Below are 26,193 nucleotides of genomic sequence, written 5' to 3'. Positions count from 1 at the left end.
GCCGCCGCTCCCGCTGCCGCGGCTCCCCGGACCGCCGCCGCTCAGGCGTACGCCGTCGCCCCCGGTGCGTCGGTGGAGGTCGCCATGACGGTCAACGGGCAGCTGCGCAAGGTCGTCCTGGAGCCGAGGGTGACGCTGCTGGACGCGTTGCGCGAGCGGCTGAGCCTGACCGGCACCAAGAAGGGCTGTGACTGGGGCGAGTGCGGGGCGTGCACGGTGCTGGTCGACGGCGAGCGGGTCAAGTCGTGCCTGACGCTGGCGGTGATGCGGCAGGGGGCCGAGGTCACCACGGTGGAGGGGCTGGCGCGGGGCGAGGAGTTGCATCCGGTGCAGGAGGCGTTCATCCGGCACGACGCGTTCCAGTGCGGGGCGTGCACTCCCGGTCAGCTCATGTCCGCCGTGGCCTGCATCGACGAGGGGCATGCGGGTTCCGAGGCGGAGATCCGCGAGTGGATGAGCGGGAACCTGTGCCGGTGCGCGGCGTACCAGAACATCGTCGCCGCCGTCGCCGACGCCGCGAAGGAGGTGCGACGATGAGGGCCTTCGGTTACACGGTCGCGGGCAGCCCGGCCGAGGCGGTACGGATCGCCGCGAGCACCCCCGAGTCGACCTTCGTGGCGGGCGGCACCGATCTGCTGAACCTGATGCGGGACGGCGCGGAGGCCCATGACCACCTGGTCGACGTCAACCGCCTCGGCACCGACGGTGTCACCGTCGACTCCAGGCGGTTGCGCGTCGGAGGATCGGCCAGGATGCGCCAGGTCGCCGAGCACCCCAGGGTGCGGCGGGAGTTCCCCGTGCTGTCGGAGGCGCTGCTGGCCTCGGCCTCCCCTCAGGTACGGAACATGGCCTCGATCGGCGGGAACCTGTTGCAGCGCACGAGGTGCGGCTATTTCCGGGACGCGGCCTCGGCGTGCAACAAGCGGGTCCCGGGCAGCGGTTGCCCGGCGATCACGGGGGACACCCGGGGACACGCGATCCTGGGCGGGAGCGACCACTGCATCGCCACGCACCCCTCGGACCTGGCGGTGGCGCTGGTCGCGCTGGACGCGACCGTGCACCTGCTCGGCCCGGGTGGCGAGCGGGCCGTCCCGATCGCCGACTTCCATCTCCTCCCCGGGTCCACGCCGGACCGGGAGACCGCGATGCGGCCGGGCGAGCTGATCACCTGGGTGGACGTGCCGCGCACAGCCCTGGCCGGGGAGTCGCGCTACCTGAAGCTGCGCGACCGGGCCACGTTCGAGTTCGCGGTGGTGTCGGTGGCGGCGGCGCTGCGGACGAGGGGGCGCGTGGTGCAGGACGTACGGCTGGCGTTCGGCGGCGTGGGCACCCGTCCGTGGCGGGACGTCCGGGTCGAGGCGGCGCTGCGGGGCCGGCCGCTCACCGGGCAGGCGATCGCCGAGGCGGGCCGGCTCCTGGTCAGGGACGCCGAGCCGCGCGAAGGGAACAGGTTCAAGGTCGAGCTCGTCCAGCGGGCGCTGGTGAGCATCCTCAGCGATCTGGGAGGGCTTCGATGAGCGGGCTGGTGGGGCAGGGCGTGGCGCGGGTGGACGGCCGGGCGAAGGTCACCGGCGCGGCCCGCTACGCCGCGGACAACGAGGTGGCCGGCGTGCTGCACGGCTTCCTGGTGATGAGCACGATCGCCCGCGGCGAGGTCGTGGAGATCGACACGAGGGCGGCGCTGGCGCATCCGGGCGTTGTCGCGGTCTACACCCACGCCGACATGCCGAGGCTGAGACTGCCGAGCTTTCCCTACAACAGGTCGTTCGTTCCCATGCAGGACACGCGGGTGCACCACCACGGGCAGCCGGTCGCGTACGTCCTGGCCCAGACCCTGGAGCAGGCGCAGGAGGCCGCGAACCTGGTGAAGGTGCGCTACCGGGCGGAGGATCCGGTCGCGCGGATGGCGGACGTGCTCGGCGAGGCGTTCCTGCCGGAGAAGTTCCGCAACAGGCCCAACGAGGCCGCCCGCGGCGACGCCGCCGCGGCGCTCGAACAGGCCGAGGTGCGCATCGACCAGACCTACAGCAGCCCGATGCAGCACCACAACCCGATCGAACCGCACACCACCACCGCCGTCTGGGAGGACGGCACGCTGATCCTGTACGAGAGCACCCAGGGCGTGGTCTTCGCCCGCAACGCCGTGGCGTTCGCGTTCGGCAAGGGTCAGGGGAGCGTCCGGGTCATCTCGCCCTACCTGGGCGGTGGTTTCGGCGCCAAGGGCCCCACCTATCCGCACACGCTGCTCACCGCGGCGGCGGCGCAACTCGCCGGCCGGCCGGTGAAGCTGGTGCTGTCGCGCGCGCAGATGTACACCTCCAACGGCCACCGCGCCGAGTACCGCCACCACCTCCGGCTCGGCGCCACCCGGCAGGGCACGCTGACCGCCATCGTCGACACCTCGACGGCACAGGTGACGCGCATAGACGAGAACATCTACAACGGCAGCGACTCCACGCTCCGCCTGTACGCCTGCCCGAACGTCCACGTGCGGCAGCTGGGCGTGCGGCTGGACCTGCCGACGTCGAGCTACATGCGCTCACCGGAGACGACCGCGCACTTCGGCCTCGAGACCGCCATGGACGAGCTGAGCCACGAGCTCGGCATCGACCCGGTGGAACTCCGGATCCGCAACCACACCGAGATCGACCAGCAGAGCGAGACCGGCCAGGCCTACGCCGGCAAGCAACTGCTGGAGTGCTACCGGACCGCGGCCGAGGCGTTCGGCTGGGCCCGGCGCAACCCCAGGCCGGGCACAACCAGGGACGGCGACGAGTACGTCGGGTGGGGCATGGCCACCGAGACCCACACCTACGGCTACATCCCGTCGCAGGCCCACCTCGCGATCGGCCCCGACGGGCGGGCCACCCTGCGGGCAGCCACCCAGGAGATCGGCACCGGCACCTACACCGTGCTCACCCAGGTCGTCGCCGAGGGGCTCGGCATGCCGCTCGGCCAGGTCACGACGCTGCTCGGCGACACCACGTACCCCGACGCGTCCCTGTCGGCGGGGTCGTCCACGATGCCCAGCGTGGCCGGCCCGGCGGCCGACGCGGCGCGGCGCGCGCGGGACGCCGTGATCGCGCTCGCCGTCGCCGACCCGCGCTCCCCGCTGCACGGCGTGCCCGCCGAGGAGGTCGTGACCGGGAACGGCCACCTGTTCGCCCGGAACGACCGCGATCGCAGGGACACCTACCGCGACGTCGTGACCCGCCACGGCAGCTCCGTCGAGGTGACCGGACGCCAGGACAACACGGCCGGGCACTCGTTCGGCGCGGTGTTCCTGGAGGTACGGATCCAGCCGAGGCTGGGCAGGTTGCGCGTGACCCGCGTGGTGACCGCGCACGACCTGGGCCGGGTGCTCAACCGCCGGACCGCGCGCGGGCAGGTCATCGGCGGCGTGACGTGGGGGATCGGCTTCGCGCTGATGGAGCACACGATGGTGGACCCGAACACGGCGCGGGTCGTCAACCCGAACCTGTCCACCTACCTGGTTCCGGTCTGCGCGGACACGCCGTCGGTGGAGGCGTTGTTCGTGGACCGGTCGGAGCCGGACGGCAAGCTGCTCGGCGTCCGCGGATTCGGCGAGACGCCGGGGACGGGCGTGCCCGCGGCCATCGGCAACGCGATCTACCACGCCATCGGCCGCCGCCTCAGGGACGTCCCCTTCACCCAGGACAAGCTGCTCTGATCACCGTACGCGCCGGCAGAGGGACGGACGCCCGGGGCCGACGTCCACCTGCCGGCGCCGACCGGCCGGATCAGCGGGCGGGGGCGTGGTCCGCGGCGCGGTCGAGGAGTTCGTTCAGCAGGGCCCGCTCGCCCGGGCTGTACAGGTCCGCCACCTCGCCGAGAACGGCCTTCAAGGCCACGGCCCGCTGGGCCGCGCCGGGGGCGCCGGCCGGGCCCGCCGTGGTGATCGACGCGATCATGGCCTCGCGCAGGCGGTCGGGGAGGGCCGGATCGCGCTCCTCGGGAGGAGTGCCGATGAGGTTGAGCGTGAGGCCGACACCGGCGGCGTGCACCATGCTGACGGCGGCCTCGACGCCGACCGAGAGCCGGCCCGCGACGGCGATGCGTCCGACCAGCATGCGCAGCCGCTCCAGCCCCTGCTCCGCGGCGCGGCTCCGGGACCCGGGCGTGGGCTGGCCGTACATGAGCAGGTAGTGGGCCGGGTTCTCCAGGCCGAAGCCGATGTGCGTGTCCCAGCCGCGGCGCAGGTCGTCCACGGGGTCGTCGGAGAGCGCCTGGCCGTGCTTCTGCGCGAGGTAGCGCGCGAACCCATCGGCCGCGACCGCTTCGAGCAGCCCGTTCATGTCGGTGAACAGGCGGTAGATCGTGGGTGCCTGCACTCCGGCCGCCGCGCTGACGGTCCGCGTCGTCACTCCTTCGCGGCCTTTGTCCCGAAGCAGCTTGGTCGTGGCATCGACGATGCGCCGCCGGACCTCTTCCCGATCACCCATGAATCGATGATAACAGGATGTCGATATCGGCTATGCGCGCCCGGCTTTGCCGTAACGGCAAACGAAGTTGAGGCCATTCACCCTCCGGGCCGAAGCTCGTCCGACCCGAGCAGATGGGATATCTGATGAACGTCTTCGTCACCGGAGCGAGCGGCCTCATCGGCGGCACCGTCGCCATGCGCCTGCTGGCGGCCGGTCACACCGTCACCGGCCTGACCCGCGATCACACCAAGGCCGCGGCCCTCGCCGGCCTGGGCATCGAGCCCGTGGTGGGCACGCTGGACGACGCCGGCGTGCTCGCCGGGCAGGCCGCCCGCGCCGACGCCGTCGTCAACGCGGCCGACAGCGATCACCGTCCGGCCGTCGAGACCCTCGTCGCCGCCCTGGCCGGCACCGGCAAGGCCCTGATCCACACCAGCGGCTCCAGCATCGTGGCCACCGGCACCACCGGGGAGCGGTCGGACGAGGTCTTCACCGAGGACGTCCTCGACTCCGGCTGGGTGCCCGCCCACCCCCTCCGCACGGCGCGACTGGACATCGACCGCCTGGTCCTGTCCGCCGCCGGCCGGGACGTGCGCTCCGCGGTCCTGTGCAGCAGCCTGGTCTACGGGCGGGGCCGCGGCCTGGGGCGCGACAGCGTGCTGATCGCCGCCCTGGTCGGCCAGGCCCGCGCCGGCGGTGTCGTCCGGCACGTCGGCGCGGGCGCCAACCTCTGGTCGAACGTCCACGTCGACGACCTGGCCGACCTGTACCTGCTCGCCCTGGAGAAGTCCCCGCCCGGCACCTTCTACTTCGTCGAGGGCGGCGAGGAGTCGTTCGGCGCGATGGCGGGGGCGATCGCCCGCTCCCTCGGCCTGCCGGGCCCGCGGTCATGGGACCCGGACGCGCCGGACAACGTCTGGAACCACGAGTTCGCCCGGCACGCCCTGGGATCGAACAGCCGCGTACGCGCGACCCGCGCCCGCGACCTGCTCGGCTGGCGTCCCCGGCACCGCTCCATCACCGCCTGGCTCGCCGCCGCGGACCTGGCCTGAGGATCTCTCCTCCGGAGAATTTCAAAGTGCGGATTCACAAAAGTGAAGGAGAGCGCTTATCGTGGGAATTGGGAGCGCTCCCAACCCCCCGAGAGATGTGATGCACATGCCCCTCCGCCCCGGGTCCCTGTCCGCCCCGCCGATCCGCACGGTCGAATACCTGCTGCCCTCCGTGCCCGCGGGTGTGGGCGAGGCGCGCTCCCTGGTCCGCGCGGAACTCACCCGCTGGGGCCTCACGAGCAGCGTGGACGACTGCCTGCTCATCGTCAGCGAACTGATCACGAACGTCGTCCGGCACGGCGGGTCGGCGTACGCGCTGCGCCTGGAGGACCGCGACGGCCGCCTCTACGGCGAGGTCTTCGACCCGGGCGGCGGCGTGCCCCGCCGGCGCTCCCCCGACGCCGACGCGATCTCGGGCCGGGGGCTGCAGATCGTCGCGGCGATCGCCGACGACTGGGGGGTCGCGGCGGCGGACGGCGGCAAGGTCGTGTGGTTCTCCGTCGCCTGCGCCCCCTGACCGCCCGCCTCAGGGCAGGTCGGACGGGCGGGCGCGCAGGATGCGGGTGAGCAGCCCGGTCAGCCGCTCGCGCTCGTCGTCGTCCAGGGACGCGAACCACTGCCGCTCCCTGAGGGCCTGATCGGCGAACGCCTCCCGCACGGCCGTCTCGCCGGCCGGCGTCAGCGCGATCACCACCGCGCGGCCGTCCTCCGGCATCGACCGGCGCTCGACGAGGCCGCCGCGTTCCAGCGTGTTGACCGCGTTGGTCACGGCCGACCGGGACATGGCCGAGATCTCGGCGAGCCGGACGGGCTGGGTGGGGCCCAGCAGCCAGAGCTTGAACATCAGCCGGAAACCGGGCAGCGTCCAGCCGCGCGGGCGGTGGATGCGGGTCTCCAGGTCCGTCACGAGCAGGTAGGCGAGCTGGAGCAGGTGGTAGGCCAGCGCGAACGCCTCGGGGTCGGCCGGAGGTGGCATGGCGGCCAGGCGCTCGCGCGCGTACGCGGCGTACTCGAGGTCCGGGGGCACGCCGTTCGCCCGGGTCTCCGCACTGTCGCCGGCTCTTCTCACGGGTCAAGTCTTGCGCAGCCGGACACCTTCCGAAATATTGTTATGGCCATAACAACCCTCGGGAGGGGTCTGTGCGCATCGTCATTGCCGGAGCCGGCATCGGCGGGCTGGCCGCCGCCCTGAGCCTGCACGCCGCCGGGTTCGAGGACGTGACCGTGCACGAGGCGGTCCCCGAGATCCGGCCGCTCGGCGTCGGCATCAACCTCCTCCCCCACGCCGTGCGCGAGCTGATCGAGCTGGGCCTGGCCGACCGGCTGGCGGGGATCGGCGTGGCCACGGCCGAGCTGGCCTACTTCAACCGGTACGGCACGCCGATCTGGTCCGAGCCCCGGGGACTCGCCGCCGGGTACGCCTGGCCGCAGTACTCCGTGCACCGGGGCCGCCTGCAGCACCTCCTGCTGGAGGCGGTGATCGAGCGGCTGGGGCCGGACAGCGTACGGACCGGGAGCCGGATCACCGGGCCCGGGACGGAGGACCTGCTGATCGGCGCGGACGGGATCAACTCGGCCGTCCGCGCCCACCTGCACCCCGGCGAGGGCCCGCCACCGTGGAACGGCCTGGTCCTGTGGCGCGGCATGACGTACGGGGAGCCGTTCCTGACCGGCCGATCCATGATCATGGCAGGGGACGGGACGAAGAAGTTCGTCGCCTACCCGATCGAGACCGGCCACCGCACCCTGATCAACTGGATCGCCGAACAGCCGCTGGAGGGCGCGGCCCCGGAGCGCGGCAACTGGAACCGCCCCGCCGACCCGGCCGAGGTCGGCCGGCACTTCGCGGACTGGCGCTTCGACTGGCTGGACGTGCCGGCCGTCATCGCCGGGGCGGAGGCGGCCTACGAGTACCCGATGGTGGACCGCGACCCCCTCCCCCGCTGGACGTACGGGAACGTCACGCTGCTCGGCGACGCGGCGCACGCCATGTACCCAATCGGCTCCAACGGCGCCTCCCAGGCGATCATCGACGCCCGGGTGCTGGCGCACGCGCTCGCCCACGACGACCTGGACGCGTACGAGGCGCTGCGGCGGCCCGCCACGACGGCGCTGCAGCTGTCCAACCGGGAGATGGGCCCGGAGGTCGTCATGAAGCTGGCGCACGAGCGCGCGCCCGGCGGGTTCGACGACATCGAGCAGGTCGTCCCCTACGCCGAGCGGGCCGAGATCGCCGCCTCCTACAAGCGCACGGCCGGATTCGACCCGGCCGCGCTGAGCGAGCGCCCGTCCTGGGACGCCACCCGCACGTCCCGGAGCGCAGATCGGAGCCCGGCGTCGTGAACCTGGAACCGCTCGCCACCTTCCACGTCGAGCTCGACCCCATCCTCGACCTCGGCGACTCGCACTGGGGCCGGCGCCGCGTGATCAACATCGTGGGCGGCAGGTTCGACGGCCCCCGCCTGTCGGGCGCCGTGCTGCCCGGCGGCGCCGACTGGCAGGTCCTGCACGCCGACGGCACGATCAGCATCGACACCCGCTACACGCTGCGCACCCACGACGGCGCGCTGCTCTACATCGCCACCAGCGGGGTCCGGTACGGCGCGCCGGAGGTGCTCGACCGGCTCGCGCGGGGCGAGGAGGTGGACCCGTCGGATTACTACTTCCGGCTGTTCTGCCGCTTCGAGACCGGCGACGAGCGCTATCGCTGGCTCAACCGTACGCTGGCCGTCGCGTCGGCCGCCCGCGCCGCCGCCGCCGTCCGCTACGACGCCTACAGCGTGACCTGATCTCGGGCTTGACCCCGGACCCGACCCCCGCCTCGCTGGAGACCCGATGCCGAAGCTGAACCGCTCCCCGCTGCGCGTCACCGCCGAGTACGACACGCCGATGCCGATGCGCGACGGCACCGTCCTGCGCGGCTCGGTCCACCGCGGGGCCGAGGGCGGGCCGTACCCCACGCTGCTGGCGCGCACGCCGTACGGTGAGGGCTCGTTCCGGATGATCCCGGTGGCCGCGGCGCTGGAGGCCGGGTTCGCGGTGGTGCTGCAGCACTGCCGGGGGCGCGGGAGCAGCGACGGCGAGTTCCGGCCGTGGCGGGACGAGGGGGCCGACGGCCACGACACGATCGTCTGGATCACCTCGCAGCCCTGGTCGAACGGCGAGGTCGTGATGACCGGCATGTCGTACCTGGCCGGGTGTGCCCTCCAGGCGGCGGCCACCCGCCCGCCGGGGCTCAAGGCGGTGGTGGCCTCCATGACGCCGCACGACTTCCACGACGGCCTCAAGTACCACGGCGGGGCGCTCGCGCTGGGCTCCGCGCTCAACTGGGGCGCGATGCAGGCGGCGCTCGGGCTGATGCACGCGGCGGAGGCGGGCGAGGACGTCGGGGCGGCGTTCGGCGCGCTGCTCCCGGTGCTGGGCGACCAGGCCGCCGCCGTGCGGACGCTGCCGCTGGACTCGATCGAGGGCATCCCGTGGTGGCGGGACTGGATCTCGCACCCGGAGCGCGACGCGTACTGGGAGGAGCTGGCCGAGACGCTGCGGCACGACCGGATCGAGGCGCCGGTCATGCACGTGGCGGGCTGGTTCGACCTGTTCCTGGCCGGGACGCTGGAGAACCACCGCCGCCTGGGCGGGCCGCTGATCATCGGCCCCTGGTCCCACCTGACCACGGGCGCCTCCGGCACCGGGCGGCTGGACTTCGGGTTCGCCGCCTCGGGGCAGGCGATCCAGCTGGAGCAGCGGCAGCTCGCCTTCCTGCGGGGCCGGGACACCGGGCCCGCGGTGCGGATCTTCGTGATGGGCGACGACGTGTGGCGGGACGAGGAGGCCTGGCCACTGGCCCGCGCCGTCGAGACCCGCTACCACCTGCACGCCGGCGGCCTGCTCTCCCCCGAGCCGCCCGCCGCGGACGAGCCGGCCGCCTTCACCTTCGACCCGCGCGACCCGGTCCCGACCGTCGGCGGCCCGACGCTGCTGTCCGACCCGACCAACGCCGGCCCGCAGGACCAGCGCGACGTCGAGCTGCGGCCCGACGTGCTCTGCTACACCACCGAGGCGCTGGACTCCGACGTCGAGGTGACCGGGCCGGTGTCCGTGACCCTGCGCGCCGAGACCTCGGGGGCCGCCACCGACTGGACGGCCAAGCTGGTGAACGTCCATCCCGACGGCCGGGCGATGAGCGTGATCGACGGCATCGTACGCACCTCGACGCCGTCCGGGACGTACACCGTGGATCTGGTCGCCACCAGCCAGGTCTTCAAGGCCGGCCACCGCATCCGGGTGGAGATCTCCAGCTCGAACTTCCCCCGCTTCGACCGCAACCCCGGCACCGGCCGCCCCGCCGCCCGAGCCGCCGAGGCCGACCTCGTCGTGCAGCACCAGCGGGTCTTCTCCTCCTCCTTCGTCACCCTCCCGATCGTCCCCCGCGAGAGGTAGGGTCTGAGCTGCGAGGATTCCGATTCTCACGCTTCCAGCCAATTTCCAGGTACGACAGGTAACCTCACACGGCATGAAGTGGCAGCGCACATTCAACGGCGCGCTGGCCAGGTATACAGGATTCCAGGTCAACCGAGTAGGTAAAGCAGGACAAGCGGCGAAGGCGGTGCCGGAGAAGCGACCGGAAACGCCTTTCCGGCCGCCGGCGGATCCGGGGACCGATCGCCTGCTGACGGCGCCGGTCTTCATCATCTCGCCGGTCCGGTCGGGCTCGACGCTGCTGCGGGCGATGCTGAACGCTCACCCGGACCTGCATGCTCCCCACGAGCTGCACGTACGCCGGCTGAGAGTGGAATTCGATACCTCGCTGGCCGAGAGGGCGATGGCGGCCCTGGGACACAACAAGGCCGACCTGGAGCATCTGCTCTGGGACCGGGTGCTCCACCGCGAGCTGGTACGCAGCGGCAAGCGGTTCATCGTGGAGAAGACCCCGGCCAACGCGTTCGCGTACGAGCGGCTGGCCACGTGCTGGCCGGACGCCCGGTTCGTGTTCCTGCTGCGCCACCCCGCCTCGATCGCGACCTCCTGGCACGAGGCCAGCCCCGACAAACGCACCCCGGCCGAGGCCGCCGCCGACGCCCTGCGGTACATGAAGGCCGTGCAGCGGGCACGTACGGCGTTGCCCGGCCTGACCGTCCGCTACGAGGAGCTGACCGCCGAGCCCGAGAAGATCGGGCGCGGCATCTGCGACTTCCTCAAGCTGCCCTGGGCACCCGAGCTGCTCTCCTACGGCAAGCCGGAGGTCGTGACCAAGGGCCTGGGCGACTGGAAGGACAAGATCCAGTCGGGCACGGTGCAGCGGGGGCGCGAGCTGCCCCGCCCGGAGGAGGTCCCCGACGTGCTGAAGAGCATGTGCCGGAGCTGGGGGTACCTCTCATGAAGATCCGCTACATGCTCCTGCACGCCTACGGGATGGGCGGCACCATCCGCACCGTGGTCAACCAGGCCACCGCGATGGCGGAGGCGGGGCACGACGTCGAGATCGTCAGCGTCGTGCGCCGCCGGGACGAGCCCCAGTTCGCCATCGACCGGCGGATCACGCTCTCGGCGCTGGTGGACCAGCGCTCCGGCATCGAGGCCGACTCCCTGGCCCGCAAGGTGTGGCGGCGCGCCCGCGGCAAGATCGTCCCGTACGGCGAGTTCGCCGCCGAATACTTCACCGAGCGGGTGGAGTCGGCCGTCATCGACTACGTCTCCGGCCTGCGCGACGGCATCCTGGTCACCACCCGGCCCGCGCTCAACCTCATCTCGGCCCGCCGCGCCCCGTCCGGCGTCATCCGGGTCGCCCAGGAGCACATGAACGTGGCCTCCTACCACGAGGCCGTACGCGAGCAGATCGGCCGCCACTACGGCGCGTTCGACGCCATCGCCGTGCTGACCGAGACCAGCCGCCGCGAATACCACGCGCTGGTGCCCGGCACCCCGGTGGTGCGCATCCCCAACGCGGTCCACATGGACGGGCGCAAGCACTCCGACCAGAGCAACCCGCTGGTGATCGCGGTGGGCCGGCTGGTGCCCCAAAAGGGCTTCGACATGCTCATCCCCGCCTTCGGCGCCGCGACCCGCGAGCACCCCGAGTGGAAGCTGCGCATCTTCGGCACCGGGCCGTCGAAGGAGCGGCTGCAGGCCCGCATCGACGAGGCGGGCCTGGGCGATCGCATCCGGCTGATGGGCCGTAGCAACCGCATCCACGAGGAGCTGGCCAAGGCGTCGATCTACGCGCTGAGCTCGCGGATCGAGGGGCTGCCGATGGCGATGATCGAGGCCATGGGCCACGCCCTGCCGATCGTCGCCTTCGACTGCCCCACCGGCCCCGCCGACGTGCTCACCCCCGGCAAGGACGGGGTGCTGGTGCCGCCCCGCGACGTCGACGCGCTGGGCGAGGCGCTCGGGCGGGTGATGGCCGACCGCGAGCTGCGGCAGCGCATGGGCGCCGCGGCGGCGGAGACCGCCCACGGCTACACCCCGCACGTCGTCATGCCGCTCTGGAACGATCTGTTCACCGACCTGGCCGCCGGCCGGCCGATCGGCGACGGGTCCCGGACGGCCTCCTGACGGCTTTTTCCGGCTCGGTCGCCGACGGGTCCCGCGAGACCCGCTGACGGCCTTTCCCCGGCCGGACCCTTCGGCCCCGGCCGGGCTCCTCGGGGGCCCGGCCGCTGCCTCAACACGCCGCCCCGCCCGCGCCATCCCGGCCAGGTCGCTCAGCCCAGGTCGCTCAGCCCAAGCCGCCCTCTTGGAGCGGGCCTCCCCGAGCGAGCCCGCACGAGGAGCCGGTGGCCGGCGTGCCTCGGGCGCCGGCTCAGTCCTCGCCCACCACGGCGAGGTCGTCGCCCAGCGCGGCCGCGATCTCCGCGGCGCGGGAGTGGTCGTCCAGGCGGCGCGTCAGGTAGGCGCAGCCGTGGTGGTGCCGGAGCGACCACCAGGCGGCCGAGCCGCCGATCCCGCCCTTGGCGATCTTGCCGCGGTCGCGGACGAAGCCCAGCGTCCAGGTGAGCCTGGTGCCGAAGACCTCGTCGAAGTCGGTGACCTGCGAGGCGAGCAGCTCGGCGTGCAGGTGCGGGCCGAGCAGCGCGCGCACGCGGCCGTCCGCGCCGGTCAGCTCCGAGAAGAACCGTGCCATGGCGGTGGCGGTCGTGTGCAGGTTGACCGCGCCGAAGACGGACTGCCGCCAGGCCCTGGAGTTCGCCCGCCCGACGTCGAGGGTCCCGTCGGGGATCTGCAGCCACGGGGCCGCGTGCAGCAGGCGCGGCCACGCGGGGTCGGCGTATTCCAGGTCGGCGACGCGGTCCAGCTCGCCGTCCGGCACCCCGAACCAGGCGTCCAGGCCCAGCGCGGGCCGCACCACCTCGGCGTGCACCTCCCCCAGCGTCGTGCCGGCGCCCGCGCGCAGGATGCCGTCGACCAGGTGCCCGTAGGTCAGCGCGTGCTCCCCTAACGACGTCCCCGGCACGTACTCCGGCGCCGCCCCCACCAGGCTCTCGCGCAGCCCGGCGTCGTCCAGCAGGTCCAGGCCGGCGGCCGTGGCGGGGAACCGGGGCTGGCCCGCCCGGTGCGTGAGCACGTGGCGCAGCGTGGTGGCCTCCTTGCCGTTGGCGCCGTACGCGGGCCAGTAGGTGGCCACCGGCTCGTCCAGGGCCAGCGCGCCGTCGCGCACCGCGACCAGGGCGGCGATGGTCACGAACGCCTTCGACAGCGAGTACGGCTGCACGAGCGTGCTCGCCTCCCAGGGACGGCTGCGCCCGGCATCGGCCCACCCTCCGTCGAGCCGGACGACCTCCCGCCCGTCCTTCCAGACGGACACGCCCGCGCCCGTCTCCCTGCCCTCGTCCACCAGTTTCTGGAAGACCTCGCGCACCGCCTCGTACCCGTCAGTGACGAACCCCTCGACCTTCACGATGTCTCACCTCCACCCCGAATATACCCCTATAGGGTATTCTCCACAACGGCCGATCCGGGTTTGACTGGAGCCCTGACCGCATCGCCTCACCCCCGGGAAACCCATGAGAAGGCTCCTGCTCTCCCTCGTCCTGGCCGTGGCCACCCCCCTGGCGGCCGCTCCGGCGGTGGCCCACACCCGGCCGCCCGCCGTCATCTTCGACACCGACATGGACTTCGACGACGCGGCCACGCTGGCCTATCTCGCGCAGGAGCACCGGGCCGGGCGCATCGACCTGCGCGCGATCACGGTGACGAGCAGCGGCGCCGGCTTACCCGGCCGGGCGATCCGGCACGCGAGGTGCCTGGCCGAGCGCCTGGGGCTGCGCTCCGTGCAGATCGCCGACGGCACCGCCACGGGGGCCAACTCCTTCCCCGCCGAGCTGAGGCAGCTCTTCGACCGGGTGCTCACGGCGGCCACGCCCGGCTGCTCCGGGGACGAGACGCCGTCGAAGGTGCGCGCCCCGGACCTGATCAGGAAGGTGCTGCGCGCCGACCCCTCGACCGAGATCATCGCGACCGGACCGCTGACCAACCTGGCCGGCGCGCTGCCGTACTCGGCCTCCCGGCTGACCTCCATGGGCGGCGCCGTGAACGTCCCCGGCAACCTGTGCTGCGGCACGCCGCCCGAGTTCGACGGGACGCAGGAGTTCAACTACTGGCTCGACCCGGCGGCCGTGCGCGAGGTGCTGGCCCGGAGCCGGGGCGCGGTGCGGATGGTGCCGCTGGACGCCGCCAACGAGGTGCTGATCACCGGCGCTTTCCTGGACCGGCTCGGCGCCGACCACCGCACCGCGGCCGCCGACACCGTGCTGGAGATCGTCACGCATCCCGAGGTCCAGCCCCTGATCGCGGCCGGCCTGCTCTACTGGTGGGACCCGCTGGCCGCGATGAGCGCCGTCCACCCCGGGCACGTCGGGTTCACCTCCGGACGGATCGACGTGGTGCCGAGCGGCCCCTCCGCCGGGCGCACGTTCCTGTCGCCGTCGGGGCGCCCGCTCAGGTACGGCACGACGGCCGGCACCGCCGCGTTCGAGCAGCGCTTCCTCGACACCCTGAACGGCCGGACTTAGCGAAACCGCGGCAACTGCGGGTAACTGTGGGTAATCGCCCGCCATCGGGCCGGTCGAGACCGGGTCAGCACTCGTCACACCGGCGCTGAGCCGTCTCCGGCCCGCCACGGCCCCCGGCTATAACGGACGGCATCGATCTTCGCCGGGGGGCATGTTGATGACCAGCGTACGACGGACCGCCACCGGCCTGGCCCTGCTCGCCGCCCTGTGCGTGCCGGGCCAGGCGGTCGCGGAGCCGGCCCTGCCATCCGCGCCGCCGGTGCTGAGCCTGGAGTTGGACGGCGACTCGTTCTCCCTCCGCGACGCCTTCGCCATCCTCTCGGGCCGTCCGGTCGCCGCGCGGCTCTCGCCGGCCGCGCGGGCGAACATGGCCAGGACGCGGGCGGGTGCGCTGGCGGTCCTGGACGACCAGCGGGTGTACGGCTGGAACCAGGCACTCGGGCCGCTGAAGGACCTCCCGCTCTCGTCGCCGCAGGCGGAGCAGTTCCAGCGCAACGTCCTGCGCTCGCACGCCGCCGGGGTCGGGGAGCCGCTGCCCGACGACGTGGTCAGGCTGGCCATGATCCTCAAGGCGAACCAGATGGCCAGGGGGACGGTCGGCGTACGGCCCGAGGTGCCCCAGCGGCTGCTGGCCATGGTCAACGCCGGCGTCGTGCCGCTGATGCCGCAGATCGGCTCGCTCGGCACCGGGGACCTGCAGCCCCAGGCGGCGGCGGGCCTGGCGGCGCTCGGCGAGGACGCGCCGGTGCGCTACCGGGGCGAGGTGGGGCCCGCCTCGGTGCTGCTGCCCAAGGCCGGGCTCCCCAGGGACTTCGTGTTCCAGGCCGGGGAGGCGCTGCCGGTCATCAGCGGCAGCACCGTGCTGGCCGCCTCGCTGATGCACGCCGTGTACCGGGCCACCGTGCTGGCCGACCAGGCGGAGGGCGCCTTCGCCCTGTTCATGGAGGCGACCAGGGCCGAGCGCGGGTCGCTGGACGCGCGTACGCACCGGGAGCGCCGCATCCCCGAGCAGAACGCGGTCGCCGCGCGGCTCCGCGCGATGGTGGCGGGCTCGCGCTGGATGACGGAGGAGGGCCGCAAGCGCCTCGACCCGGCGAACTACCACCCGCGTGTCCAGGACGCGGTGTCGGTACGGGCGGCGCCGCACATCATGGCCGGGCTGCGGCACGCGCTCGCCGACGCCCGCCGGACCCTGGTACGGGAGGCCAACGCCTCGACCTCCAACCCGCTGATCTTCAAGCGCGACCGGGGCCCGGGCTACGAGTTCGTCATGGGCGGCAACTGGGACGGCTCCGTGATGGGCCATCTCGCCGACACCCTGAACGCGGAGATCGCCGACGTCGGGGTCCTGTCGCAGGAGCTGTCGGGGCGGCTGCTGTCCCCCAGGTGGAGCTACGGCCTGCCGGCCAACCTCGCCGGCGGGACGGCCGGGCTGAACTCCGGGATGGTGCAGGTCCAGACGGTGGCCGCCGCGCTGATCCCGGAGATGCAGGTCAGGGCCACCCCGGCGGGGACGCTGTCCCGGCCGGTCAAGGACGGGCAGGAGGACCACAACACGATGGCGATGGCCTCGGTCCGGAACCTGCACGAGAACCTCGACCGGCTCGAGATCGTCCTGGCCGTCCAGTACCTGATGGCGGCCCAGGGCATCGACCTCATCGCCGGGAAGATGGCGGGCCTGCCGCTCGGCGCCGTGACGCGGGGCCTACAGGCGGAGATCAGGCGGCACATCGCGCCCTTGGGCGAGGACCGGTATCTGACTCCTGACCTGGAGCGGGCCGTCTGGCTGGTACGCGACCGCCGCCTGGTCCCGGCCGTGCCTCCCCTCCCCCGCCGCGCCACCGTCTCCACCGCCGCACCCGCTCCCGCCGCTCGGCCCGCTCCCTTGTCCGCCCCTCTGTCCGCCCCTCTGTCCGCTCACCTGTCCGTCCCCTGCGCCCGTCCTGGCCGCGGTGGGTGCTAGGGCCGGGGCCAGGCTCCCGTGTCCGGTCCGCCCCCGGTGCCGCGCCCGCCCGGCGACGGCGAGCCGGTAGAGCCCACGGCGGCGCGGCGCCTGCTGCTGGCCGCGGGCGCCGTGCTGCTGGTCCTGGTCGTCCTGCTGATCGGGGCCACGGCGTTCTACCTGTACAACCACGCCATGGCTCCGGAGCGACCGGGCTAGGGGCGGGCTCCGGCGAGGACCGACTACTACACCTTGTAGCATTACGCGCTGTAGTAGCGGTGGCTCCGGACAGACGGCCCCGCCCGGTGGGAAGGGGACGTGATGCCGCGCTCGGCGCAGCTGGTCATCTCGGCCACGGTGTTCGTGGATCTGCTCGGCTTCACGCTGATCCTGCCGGCGCTGCCGTTCTACGCCTCCGAGCTGGGGGCCGGCGGTTTGTGGTTCGGGGCGCTGATGAGCGCGTACTCGGTGGCGCAGCTCGTCGCCGCGCCCGTGCTGGGCAGGCTGTCGGACCGGTACGGGCGGCGGCCCCTGGTGCTGCTGGCCCTCGCCGGGTCGGCCGTGTCCATGACCCTCACGGGCCTGGCCACGTCGCTGGCCGGGCTCCTGGTCTGCCGGCTGCTGGCGGGGGCGTGCGGCGGGAGCATCTCGGTGGCCCAGGCGTACCTGGCCGACGCTGTGCCCGCCGAGCGGCGTACGGGAGCGATGGCGCAGCTGGGGGCCGCGATCGGGATGGCTTTCGTGGTCGGGCCGGCCCTGGGCGGGCTGCTGGCGCCGCTGGGGTTCGCGGCCTGCGCGTACGCGGCGGCGGGCCTGGCCGCGCTCAACCTCGCCGCCGCCTTCGCCTGGCTCACCGAACCCGCACGGGCCTCCCCCGCCACGCGCCGGCCACACCCCCTTCCCGACCACCAGCGCGCCGCACCGGCTCGGGATCACCCCGATGGCGATCAGGGGCGGGACGCGTCCCAGCGGGCCGGGCTCGGCGGGAGCCGGGACGGCCGCCGGCCGATCCGCCCCCTCGGCGTCTCCCGGCCGGGCACCGCGCCGGGCGGGCCCGCGGCCGGTGGGCGCGGGAGCAGGGCCGTGGCGTTGCTGGCCGGGACCGGGTTCCTGGCCATGGCCGCCTTCGTGGGGATGGAGACCACGCTGGCCTTCCTCGGCCGGGACCGTTACGGGTGGGACGCCACCACGATCGGGCTGGCGCTGGCGGCGGCCGGGCTGGCGATGGCCGCCGTACAGGCCGGGCTGGTGTCCTGGCTGGCCCGCCGCTGGGGCGATGCTCGGGTCGCGGCGGCCGGGGCCGTGACGATGGCCGGGTGCATGGTGGCGGTCTCGGTTTCGGCGACCTGGTGGCAGTGCATGGTCGCCGTCTGCCTGCTCTCCGCCGGGCACGGCCTGCTCACCCCGACCGTGTCCAGCCTGCTGGCCGCCGCGGGGCCGCCGGAGCGTCGCGGGGCGCGTCTGGGGACCGGGCAGTCGGCGGGCGCCGCGGCGCGGATCATCGGCCCGGCCGGCGCGGGGCTACTGTTCGACGTCGGGACGGCGTTACCGTACCTGGCCGGGGCACTCTCGGCGGCCCTGGCGGCCGCTGCCGTCCTGGCCGTGCCCGCGCTGGAACCCGCAGGACAGGAGGAGGAGGCGTGAACAGCCTCGGCGAGCTGGAACGCTCGATCATGGACGTGCTGTGGAGCAGCGACGCGTGGCTGACCGTACGCGACGTCGTCAACCGGCTCAGCGACCGCAAGCTCGCGTACACGACCGTGATGACCGTGATGAACCGGCTCGTCCGCAAGGACTTCATCCGGCGCGAACGCGACGACGACGGCCGCACCTGGCGTTACCGGCCGGCGGCGGGGCGGGAGGCGTACGTCGCCGAGCTGATGCTCTCGGCGCTCGGCGAGACGGGTGACCGGCTCGCCGCGCTGGGCCACTTCGCCCGCTCGGTCACCCCCGAGGAAGCCGCCGCGTTGCGGCAGGCGCTGCCCGACGGGCAGGAGACGTCATGACCTACGCCGCCCACCACCTCCTCACGCTCGCGGCGGCCCTGGTCACCATGGCGGTCATGCCGCGCTCGCGGCTCGCGTGGCGGGCGCCGCGAACGTCGCTGCTGATCTGGCAGACGGTCGGCCTGACCCTCGTCCTGTCGGCCGTCGGCACGGCCATCGCGATCGGCCTGGCCCCCTACCGGCTCGGCATCGTCCCCGCCCTGGTCGCCTTCGCCCGCGACCTGGCCGGCGGCCGGCTGCCCGCCGCGCTCACCCCCCTGCACCTGCTGTGCACCGCCGGCGGTCTGGCGGCGACCGCCTGGATCGCCGTCGCGTTCGCCCGCAGCGCCCGCTCCGTGGCCGCCCTGCGACGCCGGCAGCGGACGCTGCTCAACCTGATCGCCCGCCCGCATCCCGACCTGCGGGAGGCGCTGGTGGTGGAGCATCCGGCGGTGGCCGCGTACTGCCTGCCGGGGCGCAGGGCCGCGATCGTGGTCAGCACCGGCAGCCTCGACCTCCTCACCGGGCAGGAGCTGCGGGCGGTCCTGGCCCACGAGCGCGCGCACGCCCGCGAGCGCCACGACCTGGTGATCCTGCCGTTCGCCGCCCTGCACCGCGCCCTCCCGTCCAGCCGCCGGGTCCGGGCGATGCTGGACGCGGTCGCGCTGCTCGTCGAGATGCGCGCCGACGACCGTGCCGCGCGCGACAGCGGCCGCCGCCCGCTGGCCACCGCGCTGCGCCGGTTCCGCTCCTGTGAGCGCCTCGCCACCCCGCCCGGCACGCTCGGCACGCTCGGCACGCTCGGGGACACCAGCGGCACGGGTGGCCGGGACGGCACCGGCGGCACGGATGGCAGGGGCGGGCATGATCTTGATGCGCGCATCGACCGGCTCAGCGGGCAACCGCACAGCCCGTGGCCCGTGCGGGCCCTGCTCCTGCTCGTCGCCCTGACCGTGGTGAGCACTCCGGTCAGCCTGTTCCTGCTCCCCCTCTGAGGCGCCGGCGGCAGGAAGGCGATATACGGAATCGCCCCGCGAACGTATGATCGGGTCGCCTGATCACCGCGGCTGCGAGGGAGTTTCCCGTCATGCGGATCACCATCATCGTGCTCGCGGCGCTGGCCGTCGGCCTCCTGCCCGCGACCGCCGCCCACGCGCAACCAGGCGCTCCCGGCCTGAGGATCAAGGAGAGCCGGTACCACGTCAAGGCGATCGGCCCCGGCTTCGTGCTGAAACTGACCCCGCGCAAGCTGGACACGCGCATCGACGAGGAGCGGTTCGGCGACCCCGCCACCGGCAACCCGATCGTCCGGCAGACGATCAACCTCACCGGGCTCACGCTGCGCCCCTTCGAGTGCCGCAACGGCACGTACACGATCAGGACCGGCACCTTCCAGCGCACCTGGCGGGTCTCGCAGCTCGCCAAGCGGCCGCTCCCCTACCCCGAGGGGTTCGCCACCGGCGCGCCGGGCATCTTCACGCCGTTCGTCGGCGAGCTCGAAGGCACGGTGACCGACACCGCCGGGGAGACGCTGAACTTCCTGATCTCGGACCTGGTGCAGGAGGTCCTGACGCCGGACGGCTTCTCCGCGACGGCGCCGATCCACGGGTTCTTCGTCGATCAGCAGGGCCGCGTACGCGACCGCATCTCGCTCGTCGGCCGCTTCAACTCCGGCGGCGACGGCCAGGCCCCCACGTACGGGATCGAGGACCGCGGCACCTGCCGGCAGATCGCCGACCTCCCCTACGGCCCGGGGAGCGAGCGCGCGGTGGTGACGGGACCGCTGTTCGTGCTGCCGTTCAGCGTCCCCGTGACGGTGCCCGAGCACCCCTGACCTGGACCCGGACGGTCGTCTGCTAGCGTCGGCGGCGGCGAGGAGGTGGGTCATGTCCGCGGACGGCGTCGCGGTCCAGTTCGTCCGGGCGGCCATCGCCTCGACCGAGTCGGCCGGGATCGACGTACGCGGGGCGACCCGCGACACCTCGCTGTGGCGCGAGCTGGCGCGGCCGGGCACCACCCACATCGGCTGCGAGCAGGCGGTCACGGCGCTGCGGGGCCTGTTGCGGCTCACCGGTGACGAGTTGCTCCTGCTCGGGCCGCGCCCCGTGCCGCCGGGCACCTTCCGGATGATCTCGCTGGGCCTGATCCACGCCCCGGATCTGCGGACCGCGCTCGAGCGGCTGGTGGAGTTCGCGTCGATCACCACGGGCTACTCGCGCAGCCGGCTCGTCGTGGACGGCACCGCCTGCCGCATCGAGATCGCCGCCGAGCCGGGCGCCGATGTCCCGCCGCTGGCGGCCGAGATCATGCTCGCCTTCGCGCACCGGTTCCCGGCGTGGCTGGCCGCCCGGCGGATCCCGCTCACCGGGGTGGAGCTGCCCTTCCCGGAGCCCGGCTACAGCGCCGAATACCTGCACATCTTCGGCAGGGCGCCGTCCTTCGACGCTCCGGTGGCCGCCGTCTCCTTCGACGCCGGCCATCTCGCGGCCCCCGTCGTGCGGGAGGAGCGGGAGCTGCTGAGCTATCTCCAGCGGTCCCCGGCCGATCTGATCCACCATCGCGACTACGGCACCACGACCGCCGACCGGGTCCGCAACATCCTCGAACGCGGCGACACGAGCAGCCGGGCGCGCGCCGAGGACGTCGCCGCCCGGCTGTCGATCAGCGTCCCGCACCTGCGCCGCCTCCTGCGGCGGGAGGGCACCTCGTTCCACCGGATCCGGGAGGAGGTCCTGAGGGACCTCGCCATCGCCGGCCTGCGCCGCGGCGACGAGTCCGTGGACGAGCTCTCCTCCCGGCTCGGGTTCTCCGAGCCCAGCGCGTTCCGGCGGGCCTTCACCCGCTGGGTCGGCAGCCCGCCGGGCGAATACCGCGACCGGCACGCCGCCCTCTCGGCACGGAACTGACCCCCGGGACCCGCCGGCACGCACAGCGTCGCCGCGGTCGCCCCCGGAGGCCCGGCACCCCCGGGGCACCGGGGCCGTGAGCGCGATGGGCGGCGCCGGGCGGCGCCCCGAAGGCAGGCGTCCCAAAGGGGAGCGTCCCAAAGGCGGACGGCGGGCGGCGGGCGGCGGGCGGCGGGCGGCTACGTGGTCTGTGTGGCGGTGGTGGGGCGGCGGGGACGGAGGCGCCATGGCGGGAGGGCGATCATGACGGCCGTGCCCACCAGGCATGCCCAGGCGAAGACGTCGCCGATCACGCGGTAGACCGTGGCCGCTCCGCGCGTGGGCACGTCGGAGAAGACGACGTGCCGGTCGCCGCCGGCGTAGTCGTGCACGGCCAGCGCCCGCCCCCGCGCGTCGAAGGCTCCCGACACGCCGAACTCGGCCTGCCGGACCATCGCGTACCCGTTCTCGATCGAGCGCAGGCCGGCCTTCTGGCTGTGCACGGGCCCGATCTCCGCCCAGTCGCGCGCGGGCACGATCATGATGTCCGCGTCCACGCGCATGAGCTCGGGGAAGTCGGCGTCGAAGCAGATCACGGTGGCCAGCCGGCCGTAGGGCGTCCGCGCGACCGGCACCACGCCGTCGCCCGCCGGGTACGCCTCCAGGCCCGGAATGGGATGGGCCTTGTCGTACGCCCAGACCCGCTCGCCCTCCGGGCCGAACAGGTGGACCCGGTTGGCGGCGTACGGGGGCCGCGGCAGGAAGAGGGACACCGCGGCCTGCAAATAGATCCGGTTCTCCCGCGCGGCGGCGGCCACCCGGGCCAGGAAGGCCGGTTCGTCGCCCGCCAGGACGTTGGCCGCCTGCTCCGACCACGCCACGATCCTCGCTCCCGCCTGCGCCGCCTCCCGCGTACGTGCCAGCAGGTTGGCGTTGACCCTGTCGAAGGCGGCCCGCACGGCCACTTGATCCTGCCCGGCGACCCCTTCGGGGGTGTAATTCTCGCCGATCACGCCGCGCAGCTCGCGGGTGGCCGAGGTGTCCGGGCTGATGCCCGCGACCCGCACGGTGGTGGCGTCCGGCGCGGGGAGGGCCAGCCTGGTCCCGCCCGCCAGCAGCACGACCAGGGTCACGGCGGCGTACGACCACAGCACGCGCAGCGCCCGCGGGTTCGCCCAGACGTGGTTCGCCACGGTGGCGAACCAGCCGATCAGGAAGCCCACCCCGTACGGACCCGTCACGGCCACCACCTGCAGCAGCGCGAGGTTGTCGTGCTGGGTCGCGGCCGGCACGCCGAACGCGGTGCCGAAGGGGCTGAGGAGCGTCATCAGGAACTCGCACGCCGCCAGCGCCGCCGGGAACAGCAGCAGCCCCGCCACGGTGCCCGCCCGCGGGGTGACGAGCCGGTCGGCGACGTACGGCACGACGGTCAGGGTGCCCAGGGCGATGATCCCGAGCACGGTGATCGGCGTCATCGGCACCGCGGTCTCGACCATCCAGAACAGGCCCGCCGACGCGGACGCCGCCCACACCGCGAGCAGGCCGGCGAGGGCCGGGCCGGTCCTGACGAACCTGAGGAGGAGAACGGGCGACAGCCAGGCCGCCACCGCGACGTCGTAACGACCGTGGACGGCGAGGAGCCACAGCAGCGTTCCCGCCCCCAGCCAGGCCCAGCGCCACCGATCGGCCCTGGGGACCGGTGGCACGCCGGCCGTGCCGTCACCCGTGCCGCTTCCACGTACGACCTGCTCTGTATGCATGCGCCGACGCTATTTTCGGCCCGGCCCCGGCGGCTGTGACCGAGGCTCTCCTCATCCATGACCGAGCCGATCGGCCCGGGCGGCGGGCCATGACGTGTCAAGGGCGGGCCGGCGGGTTCACCTTCGACGGGAACGAGCGGCCGCTCATTGCCTGAACAGCGGGATCCAGCCGCCCGCCAGGACCATGGCGCGCTGGCGGGCGGAGAGGCGGTGCCTGAGCACGATGCCGTTCACGGCCAGCTCCGTGCCGTGCTCGACCGCGTCGCGCAGGCCCTCGAAACGCAGCTCGGGGCCGATCCTGTCGTAGTCGGACTCGTCGGCGAACTCGAGCGCGAGCACGCCGAAGTTGGCCAGGTTCTGCCAGTGGATGCGGGCGAAGGACTTGGCGACGACGACCCGGAGCCCGAGGTAGCGGGGGACGATGGCGGCGTGTTCGCGGGAGGAGCCCTGGCCGTAGTTGCGGCCGCCGACGATGGCGTGCGGCCCCGTGTCGCGGGCCCGTCGCGGGTAGTCCTCGTCGATCTGGGTGAAGGCGAAGTCGGCCAGCGCCGCGATGTTGCTGCGGTACGGCAGCGCCCGCGCGCCCGCCGGCATGATCTCGTCGGTCGAGATGTCGTCGCCCACCTTGAGCACGACCGGCAGGGTGAGGGAGTCGGGCAGCGGATCCAGCTCCGGCAGCGTGCCGATGCTCGGGGCCTTGACCAGCTCCGCCTCGCGGGCCTGGTCGACGGGCGGGGGCGGCTCCAGCAGCGCGGCGCCCGCGCTGACCGTGCGCGGCAGCTGCCCGCGCGGCGGGTCGAGGCCCAGGTCGCGCGGGTCGGTGATGGCGCCGGTGAGTGCCGCGGCGGCCGCGGTCTCGGGTGAGCAGAGCCAGACGGAGTCGTCGTGGGTGCCGGAGCGGCCGGGGAAGTTGCGGGGGAACGTACGCAGGCTGTTGCGGCCGACGGCCGGGGCCTGGCCCATGCCGATGCAGCCCAGGCAGCCGGTCTGGTGGATGCGGGCGCCGGCCTCGATCAGCGCGGTGATCGCGCCCATCTTGGTGAGGTCGATGAGGATCTGCCGCGAGGTGGGGTTCACGTCCAGGGACACCTGGGGGTGCACCTGCCTGCCGCGCAGGATCTCCGCCACCACGGCGAAGTCGCGCAGGCCGGGGTTGGCCGAGGAGCCCACGACGACCTGGTGGACCGGCTCGCCCGCGGCGTGGCGTACCGGGATGACGTTGCCGGGTGAGCCGGGCCGGGCGATCAGCGGCTCCAGGCCGGACAGGTCGATCTCCTCGTGCACGTCGTAGCCGGCGCCGGGATCGGCCACGCATTCGGTGAAGTCGCCGGCCCGGCCCTGGGCCCGCAGGAACTCCAGCACCCGCTCGTCGGAGGGGAAGACCGTGGTGGTCGCGCCCAGCTCGGCGCCCATGTTGGCGATGACGTGCCGGTCCATCGCGGTCAGCGTGGCGAGCGCGGGTCCGTGGTATTCGATGACGCGTTGCACGCCGCCCCGTACGCCGTGCCGCCGCAACATCTCCAGGATCACGTCCTTGGCGCTCACCCACGGCGGCAGCTCGCCGGTGAGCCGCACGCCCCAGACCTCGGGCATCGTGACGAACAGCGGCTCCCCGGCCATGGCCATGGCCACCTCGAGCCCGCCCACGCCGATGGCCAGCATGCCGAGCGAGCCGGCGGCGCAGGTGTGCGAGTCGGAGCCGGCCAGCGTCTTGCCGGGTACGCCGAAGTGCTGCATGTGGGTGGGATGGGACACGCCGTTGCCCGGGCGCGAGTGCCAGATCCCGAACCGCCGGCAGGCCGAGCGGAGGAACACGTGGTCGGCCATGTTGCGCTCGTCGGTCTGCAGGAGGTTGTGGTCGACGTACTGGACCGCCGTCTCGGTGCGTACCCGGTCCAGGGCGAGGGCCTCCAGTTCGAGCATCACCATCGTGCCGGTGGCGTCCTGGATCAGCGCCTGGTCGATCCGCAGCCCGATCTCCTCGCCCGCCCGCATCTCGCCCCTGGTCAGGTGCGCGGCGATCAGCTTCTCGGTCACGTTCTGGCTCACGAGGGGCTCCGCTACCCGGACGGGGCCGGACGACTCACCGGATCTTCGCCGACGCCGTGGAAGATGTCCTGATCTTTCATGAGAAATCCCTCATGTCCCTCTCACGTGGGAGCCACGGCCGATCGAGAGCCTTCTCATGACCGGGCGGGCGGCCCGCACCGGGACTGACGAGGGGAATGACATGAACAAGATCGGACTGACCGTGGCCGGCGCCGTCCTGGGCACCGTCCTCGGCACCGTCCTCGGCGGCCTCACCCTGGCCACACCGGCCGCGGCCGACACGCGCACCTGCGCCGGCACGATCCGCGCCACCGGCGTCGACGACGTACGCGTGCCCGACGGCGCCACCTGCACCCTCCTCGGCACCCGGGTGAGCGGCAACGTCAAGGTCGGCGACGGGGCCGGCCTCGTGGCGCGCGGCGTCCGGGTCGCCGGCGACATCCAGGCGGAGGGCGCCCGCGCGGTCTCCGTCACCAGCGGCTCGAAGGTGGACGGCAACATCCAGGTGAAGGACGGCGGCAGCGTCACGGTGACCTCGACCCGGGTCGACGGCGACATCCAGATCGAGGGCAACCGCCGCCACGTACGCGTCGACGGCAACCGGGTGGACGGCGACATCCAGCTCAAGGACAACCGCCGGGGCCTGCGGGTCCACCGCAACGCGGTCAAGGGCGACCTGGAGTGCGCGGACAACCGCTCGAAGGTCACCGGCGGCGGGAACTCCGTGCGCGGCGACAAGGAAGGCCAGTGCCGCCGCTTCTGACCGCCGGGCCTCCGGGACCGGATCCGCTCCCGCGCGGACGGCCCTTGGTCAAGCTAGGTTGACCTCTATGGAAGAGGCGCGGCGCATGACGCCGGGGACGTACGGTGACGATCGGCTCGCGGCGAAGCTGAACGAGGTGCTCGACCCCGCCCGCCACCCCGTGGCCGCCGTCGCCCCGGTCACGTCTTCGGGGATGCCCGTGGCGAGCCGTGGCGCCCCGATGGCGGGGGACTTCGAGGTCGGGTCGATCACGACGGGGATCAACGGGCTGCTCTACGTCTACGCGCTAGCACGGGGCGAG

The 26,193-nt window shown here is 73.4% G+C and carries 25 protein-coding genes; 20 read left to right on the top strand and 5 right to left on the bottom strand.

Annotation, left to right across the window (positions count from 1 at the left end; genetic code table 11):
• The first annotated feature begins 84 nt into the window (after nucleotides 1–84).
• From ACTWPW_RS41555 to ACTWPW_RS41545, 3 genes are read left to right on the top strand one after another with little or no spacing between them, the layout of a single operon-like run.
• Nucleotides 85–537: a (2Fe-2S)-binding protein gene (locus ACTWPW_RS41555; RefSeq protein WP_443171923.1), complete on the top strand. Its 453-nt coding sequence runs from the start codon at nucleotides 85–87 to the stop codon at nucleotides 535–537.
• Nucleotides 534–1,517 (top strand): FAD binding domain-containing protein, encoded by a 984-nt coding sequence (locus ACTWPW_RS41550; RefSeq protein WP_443171905.1) that lies wholly within the window; start codon nucleotides 534–536, stop codon nucleotides 1,515–1,517. The genes ACTWPW_RS41555 and ACTWPW_RS41550 overlap by 4 nt, the downstream gene beginning before the upstream one ends.
• The gene (locus ACTWPW_RS41545; protein ID WP_443171904.1) at nucleotides 1,514–3,691 is read left to right on the top strand and encodes a xanthine dehydrogenase family protein molybdopterin-binding subunit; all 2,178 of its coding nucleotides are present in this window, start codon (nucleotides 1,514–1,516) and stop codon (nucleotides 3,689–3,691) included. The genes ACTWPW_RS41550 and ACTWPW_RS41545 overlap by 4 nt, the downstream gene beginning before the upstream one ends.
• 70 nt (nucleotides 3,692–3,761) lie before the next feature.
• Here ACTWPW_RS41545 and ACTWPW_RS41540 read toward each other — a convergent pair whose 3' ends face one another.
• Nucleotides 3,762–4,463, bottom strand: a complete 702-nt coding sequence (locus tag ACTWPW_RS41540; RefSeq protein WP_443171903.1) for a TetR/AcrR family transcriptional regulator — start codon at nucleotides 4,461–4,463, stop codon at nucleotides 3,762–3,764.
• A gap of 125 nt (nucleotides 4,464–4,588) precedes the next feature.
• Between ACTWPW_RS41540 and ACTWPW_RS41535 the strand changes: the two genes are divergently transcribed.
• Nucleotides 4,589–5,497, top strand: coding sequence for an NAD-dependent epimerase/dehydratase family protein (locus tag ACTWPW_RS41535; RefSeq protein WP_443171902.1), 909 nt, complete (start codon nucleotides 4,589–4,591; stop codon nucleotides 5,495–5,497).
• A 106-nt stretch (nucleotides 5,498–5,603) separates the two neighbouring features.
• Entirely contained in the window at nucleotides 5,604–6,014 is a 411-nt protein-coding gene (locus tag ACTWPW_RS41530) for an ATP-binding protein (RefSeq protein WP_375109763.1), read from the top strand.
• A 9-nt stretch (nucleotides 6,015–6,023) separates the two neighbouring features.
• On the opposite strand, the gene ACTWPW_RS41525 is transcribed toward ACTWPW_RS41530, so the two are convergent.
• The gene (locus ACTWPW_RS41525; RefSeq protein WP_443171901.1) at nucleotides 6,024–6,566 is read right to left on the bottom strand and encodes a MarR family winged helix-turn-helix transcriptional regulator; all 543 of its coding nucleotides are present in this window, start codon (nucleotides 6,564–6,566) and stop codon (nucleotides 6,024–6,026) included.
• A gap of 71 nt (nucleotides 6,567–6,637) precedes the next feature.
• On the opposite strand from ACTWPW_RS41525, the gene ACTWPW_RS41520 reads away from it, so the two are divergent.
• The 5 genes from ACTWPW_RS41520 (at nucleotide 6,638) to ACTWPW_RS41500 (ending at nucleotide 12,052) form a co-directional block, all read left to right on the top strand.
• Nucleotides 6,638–7,840, top strand: coding sequence for a flavin-dependent oxidoreductase (locus tag ACTWPW_RS41520; protein WP_443171900.1), 1,203 nt, complete (start codon nucleotides 6,638–6,640; stop codon nucleotides 7,838–7,840).
• Nucleotides 7,837–8,286, top strand: a complete 450-nt coding sequence (locus ACTWPW_RS41515; protein WP_375109760.1) for a DUF3237 domain-containing protein — start codon at nucleotides 7,837–7,839, stop codon at nucleotides 8,284–8,286. The genes ACTWPW_RS41520 and ACTWPW_RS41515 overlap by 4 nt, the downstream gene beginning before the upstream one ends.
• A gap of 46 nt (nucleotides 8,287–8,332) precedes the next feature.
• Entirely contained in the window at nucleotides 8,333–9,937 is a 1,605-nt protein-coding gene (locus ACTWPW_RS41510; protein WP_443171899.1) for a CocE/NonD family hydrolase, read from the top strand.
• A 73-nt stretch (nucleotides 9,938–10,010) separates the two neighbouring features.
• Entirely contained in the window at nucleotides 10,011–10,877 is an 867-nt protein-coding gene (locus tag ACTWPW_RS41505) for a sulfotransferase family protein (protein WP_375109758.1), read from the top strand.
• On the top strand, nucleotides 10,874–12,052 hold the full coding sequence (locus ACTWPW_RS41500; protein ID WP_375109757.1) for a glycosyltransferase family 4 protein: 1,179 nt from the start codon (nucleotides 10,874–10,876) through the stop codon (nucleotides 12,050–12,052). Before ACTWPW_RS41505 ends, ACTWPW_RS41500 begins: the two co-directional genes overlap by 4 nt.
• Nucleotides 12,053–12,299: 247 nt before the next feature.
• On the opposite strand, the gene ACTWPW_RS41495 is transcribed toward ACTWPW_RS41500, so the two are convergent.
• Complete coding sequence (locus tag ACTWPW_RS41495; RefSeq protein ID WP_443171898.1) at nucleotides 12,300–13,394, bottom strand: serine hydrolase domain-containing protein; 1,095 nt, start codon at nucleotides 13,392–13,394, stop codon at nucleotides 12,300–12,302.
• 106 nt (nucleotides 13,395–13,500) lie between these two features.
• Here ACTWPW_RS41495 and ACTWPW_RS41490 point away from each other — a divergent pair, with 106 nt between their 5' ends.
• The 8 genes from ACTWPW_RS41490 to ACTWPW_RS41455 all read left to right on the top strand — a co-directional run bounded on the left by ACTWPW_RS41490 (nucleotide 13,501) and on the right by ACTWPW_RS41455 (nucleotide 21,341).
• Nucleotides 13,501–14,508, top strand: coding sequence for a nucleoside hydrolase (locus tag ACTWPW_RS41490; RefSeq protein WP_375109755.1), 1,008 nt, complete (start codon nucleotides 13,501–13,503; stop codon nucleotides 14,506–14,508).
• 157 nt (nucleotides 14,509–14,665) lie between these two features.
• On the top strand, nucleotides 14,666–16,471 hold the full coding sequence (locus ACTWPW_RS41485) for an HAL/PAL/TAL family ammonia-lyase (RefSeq protein WP_443171897.1): 1,806 nt from the start codon (nucleotides 14,666–14,668) through the stop codon (nucleotides 16,469–16,471).
• 18 nt (nucleotides 16,472–16,489) lie between these two features.
• Complete coding sequence (locus tag ACTWPW_RS41480) at nucleotides 16,490–16,669, top strand: hypothetical protein (protein ID WP_375109753.1); 180 nt, start codon at nucleotides 16,490–16,492, stop codon at nucleotides 16,667–16,669.
• Nucleotides 16,670–16,771: 102 nt separating this feature from the next.
• Complete coding sequence (locus ACTWPW_RS41475) at nucleotides 16,772–18,094, top strand: MFS transporter (RefSeq protein WP_443171896.1); 1,323 nt, start codon at nucleotides 16,772–16,774, stop codon at nucleotides 18,092–18,094.
• Nucleotides 18,091–18,456: a BlaI/MecI/CopY family transcriptional regulator gene (locus tag ACTWPW_RS41470; RefSeq protein WP_375109751.1), complete on the top strand. Its 366-nt coding sequence runs from the start codon at nucleotides 18,091–18,093 to the stop codon at nucleotides 18,454–18,456. The genes ACTWPW_RS41475 and ACTWPW_RS41470 overlap by 4 nt, the downstream gene beginning before the upstream one ends.
• Nucleotides 18,453–19,430 (top strand): M56 family metallopeptidase, encoded by a 978-nt coding sequence (locus ACTWPW_RS41465; protein WP_443171895.1) that lies wholly within the window; start codon nucleotides 18,453–18,455, stop codon nucleotides 19,428–19,430. The genes ACTWPW_RS41470 and ACTWPW_RS41465 overlap by 4 nt, the downstream gene beginning before the upstream one ends.
• Nucleotides 19,431–19,522: 92 nt before the next feature.
• Nucleotides 19,523–20,269 (top strand): hypothetical protein, encoded by a 747-nt coding sequence (locus ACTWPW_RS41460; protein WP_443171894.1) that lies wholly within the window; start codon nucleotides 19,523–19,525, stop codon nucleotides 20,267–20,269.
• A 52-nt stretch (nucleotides 20,270–20,321) separates the two neighbouring features.
• On the top strand, nucleotides 20,322–21,341 hold the full coding sequence (locus tag ACTWPW_RS41455) for an AraC family transcriptional regulator ligand-binding domain-containing protein (RefSeq protein WP_443171893.1): 1,020 nt from the start codon (nucleotides 20,322–20,324) through the stop codon (nucleotides 21,339–21,341).
• Between the two features lie 179 nt (nucleotides 21,342–21,520).
• On the opposite strand, the gene ACTWPW_RS41450 is transcribed toward ACTWPW_RS41455, so the two are convergent.
• Nucleotides 21,521–23,080, bottom strand: a complete 1,560-nt coding sequence (locus ACTWPW_RS41450) for a nitrilase-related carbon-nitrogen hydrolase (RefSeq protein ID WP_443171892.1) — start codon at nucleotides 23,078–23,080, stop codon at nucleotides 21,521–21,523.
• Nucleotides 23,081–23,224: 144 nt separating this feature from the next.
• Nucleotides 23,225–25,129, bottom strand: coding sequence for an aconitate hydratase (locus ACTWPW_RS41445; protein ID WP_443171891.1), 1,905 nt, complete (start codon nucleotides 25,127–25,129; stop codon nucleotides 23,225–23,227).
• A 181-nt stretch (nucleotides 25,130–25,310) separates the two neighbouring features.
• Here ACTWPW_RS41445 and ACTWPW_RS41440 point away from each other — a divergent pair, with 181 nt between their 5' ends.
• Together ACTWPW_RS41440 and ACTWPW_RS41435 are read left to right on the top strand one after the other, a co-directional pair.
• Nucleotides 25,311–25,892 (top strand): hypothetical protein, encoded by a 582-nt coding sequence (locus tag ACTWPW_RS41440; RefSeq protein ID WP_443171890.1) that lies wholly within the window; start codon nucleotides 25,311–25,313, stop codon nucleotides 25,890–25,892.
• Nucleotides 25,893–25,959: 67 nt separating this feature from the next.
• Nucleotides 25,960–26,193 (top strand): hypothetical protein (locus ACTWPW_RS41435; RefSeq protein ID WP_443171889.1); only part of this gene is annotated, 234 nt, incomplete at its 3' end.

Source organism: Nonomuraea sp. KM90 (assembly GCF_052246675.1).
Classification (GTDB): domain Bacteria; phylum Actinomycetota; class Actinomycetes; order Streptosporangiales; family Streptosporangiaceae; genus Nonomuraea.
This window is presented reverse-complemented; position numbering and strand designations above follow the sequence as displayed.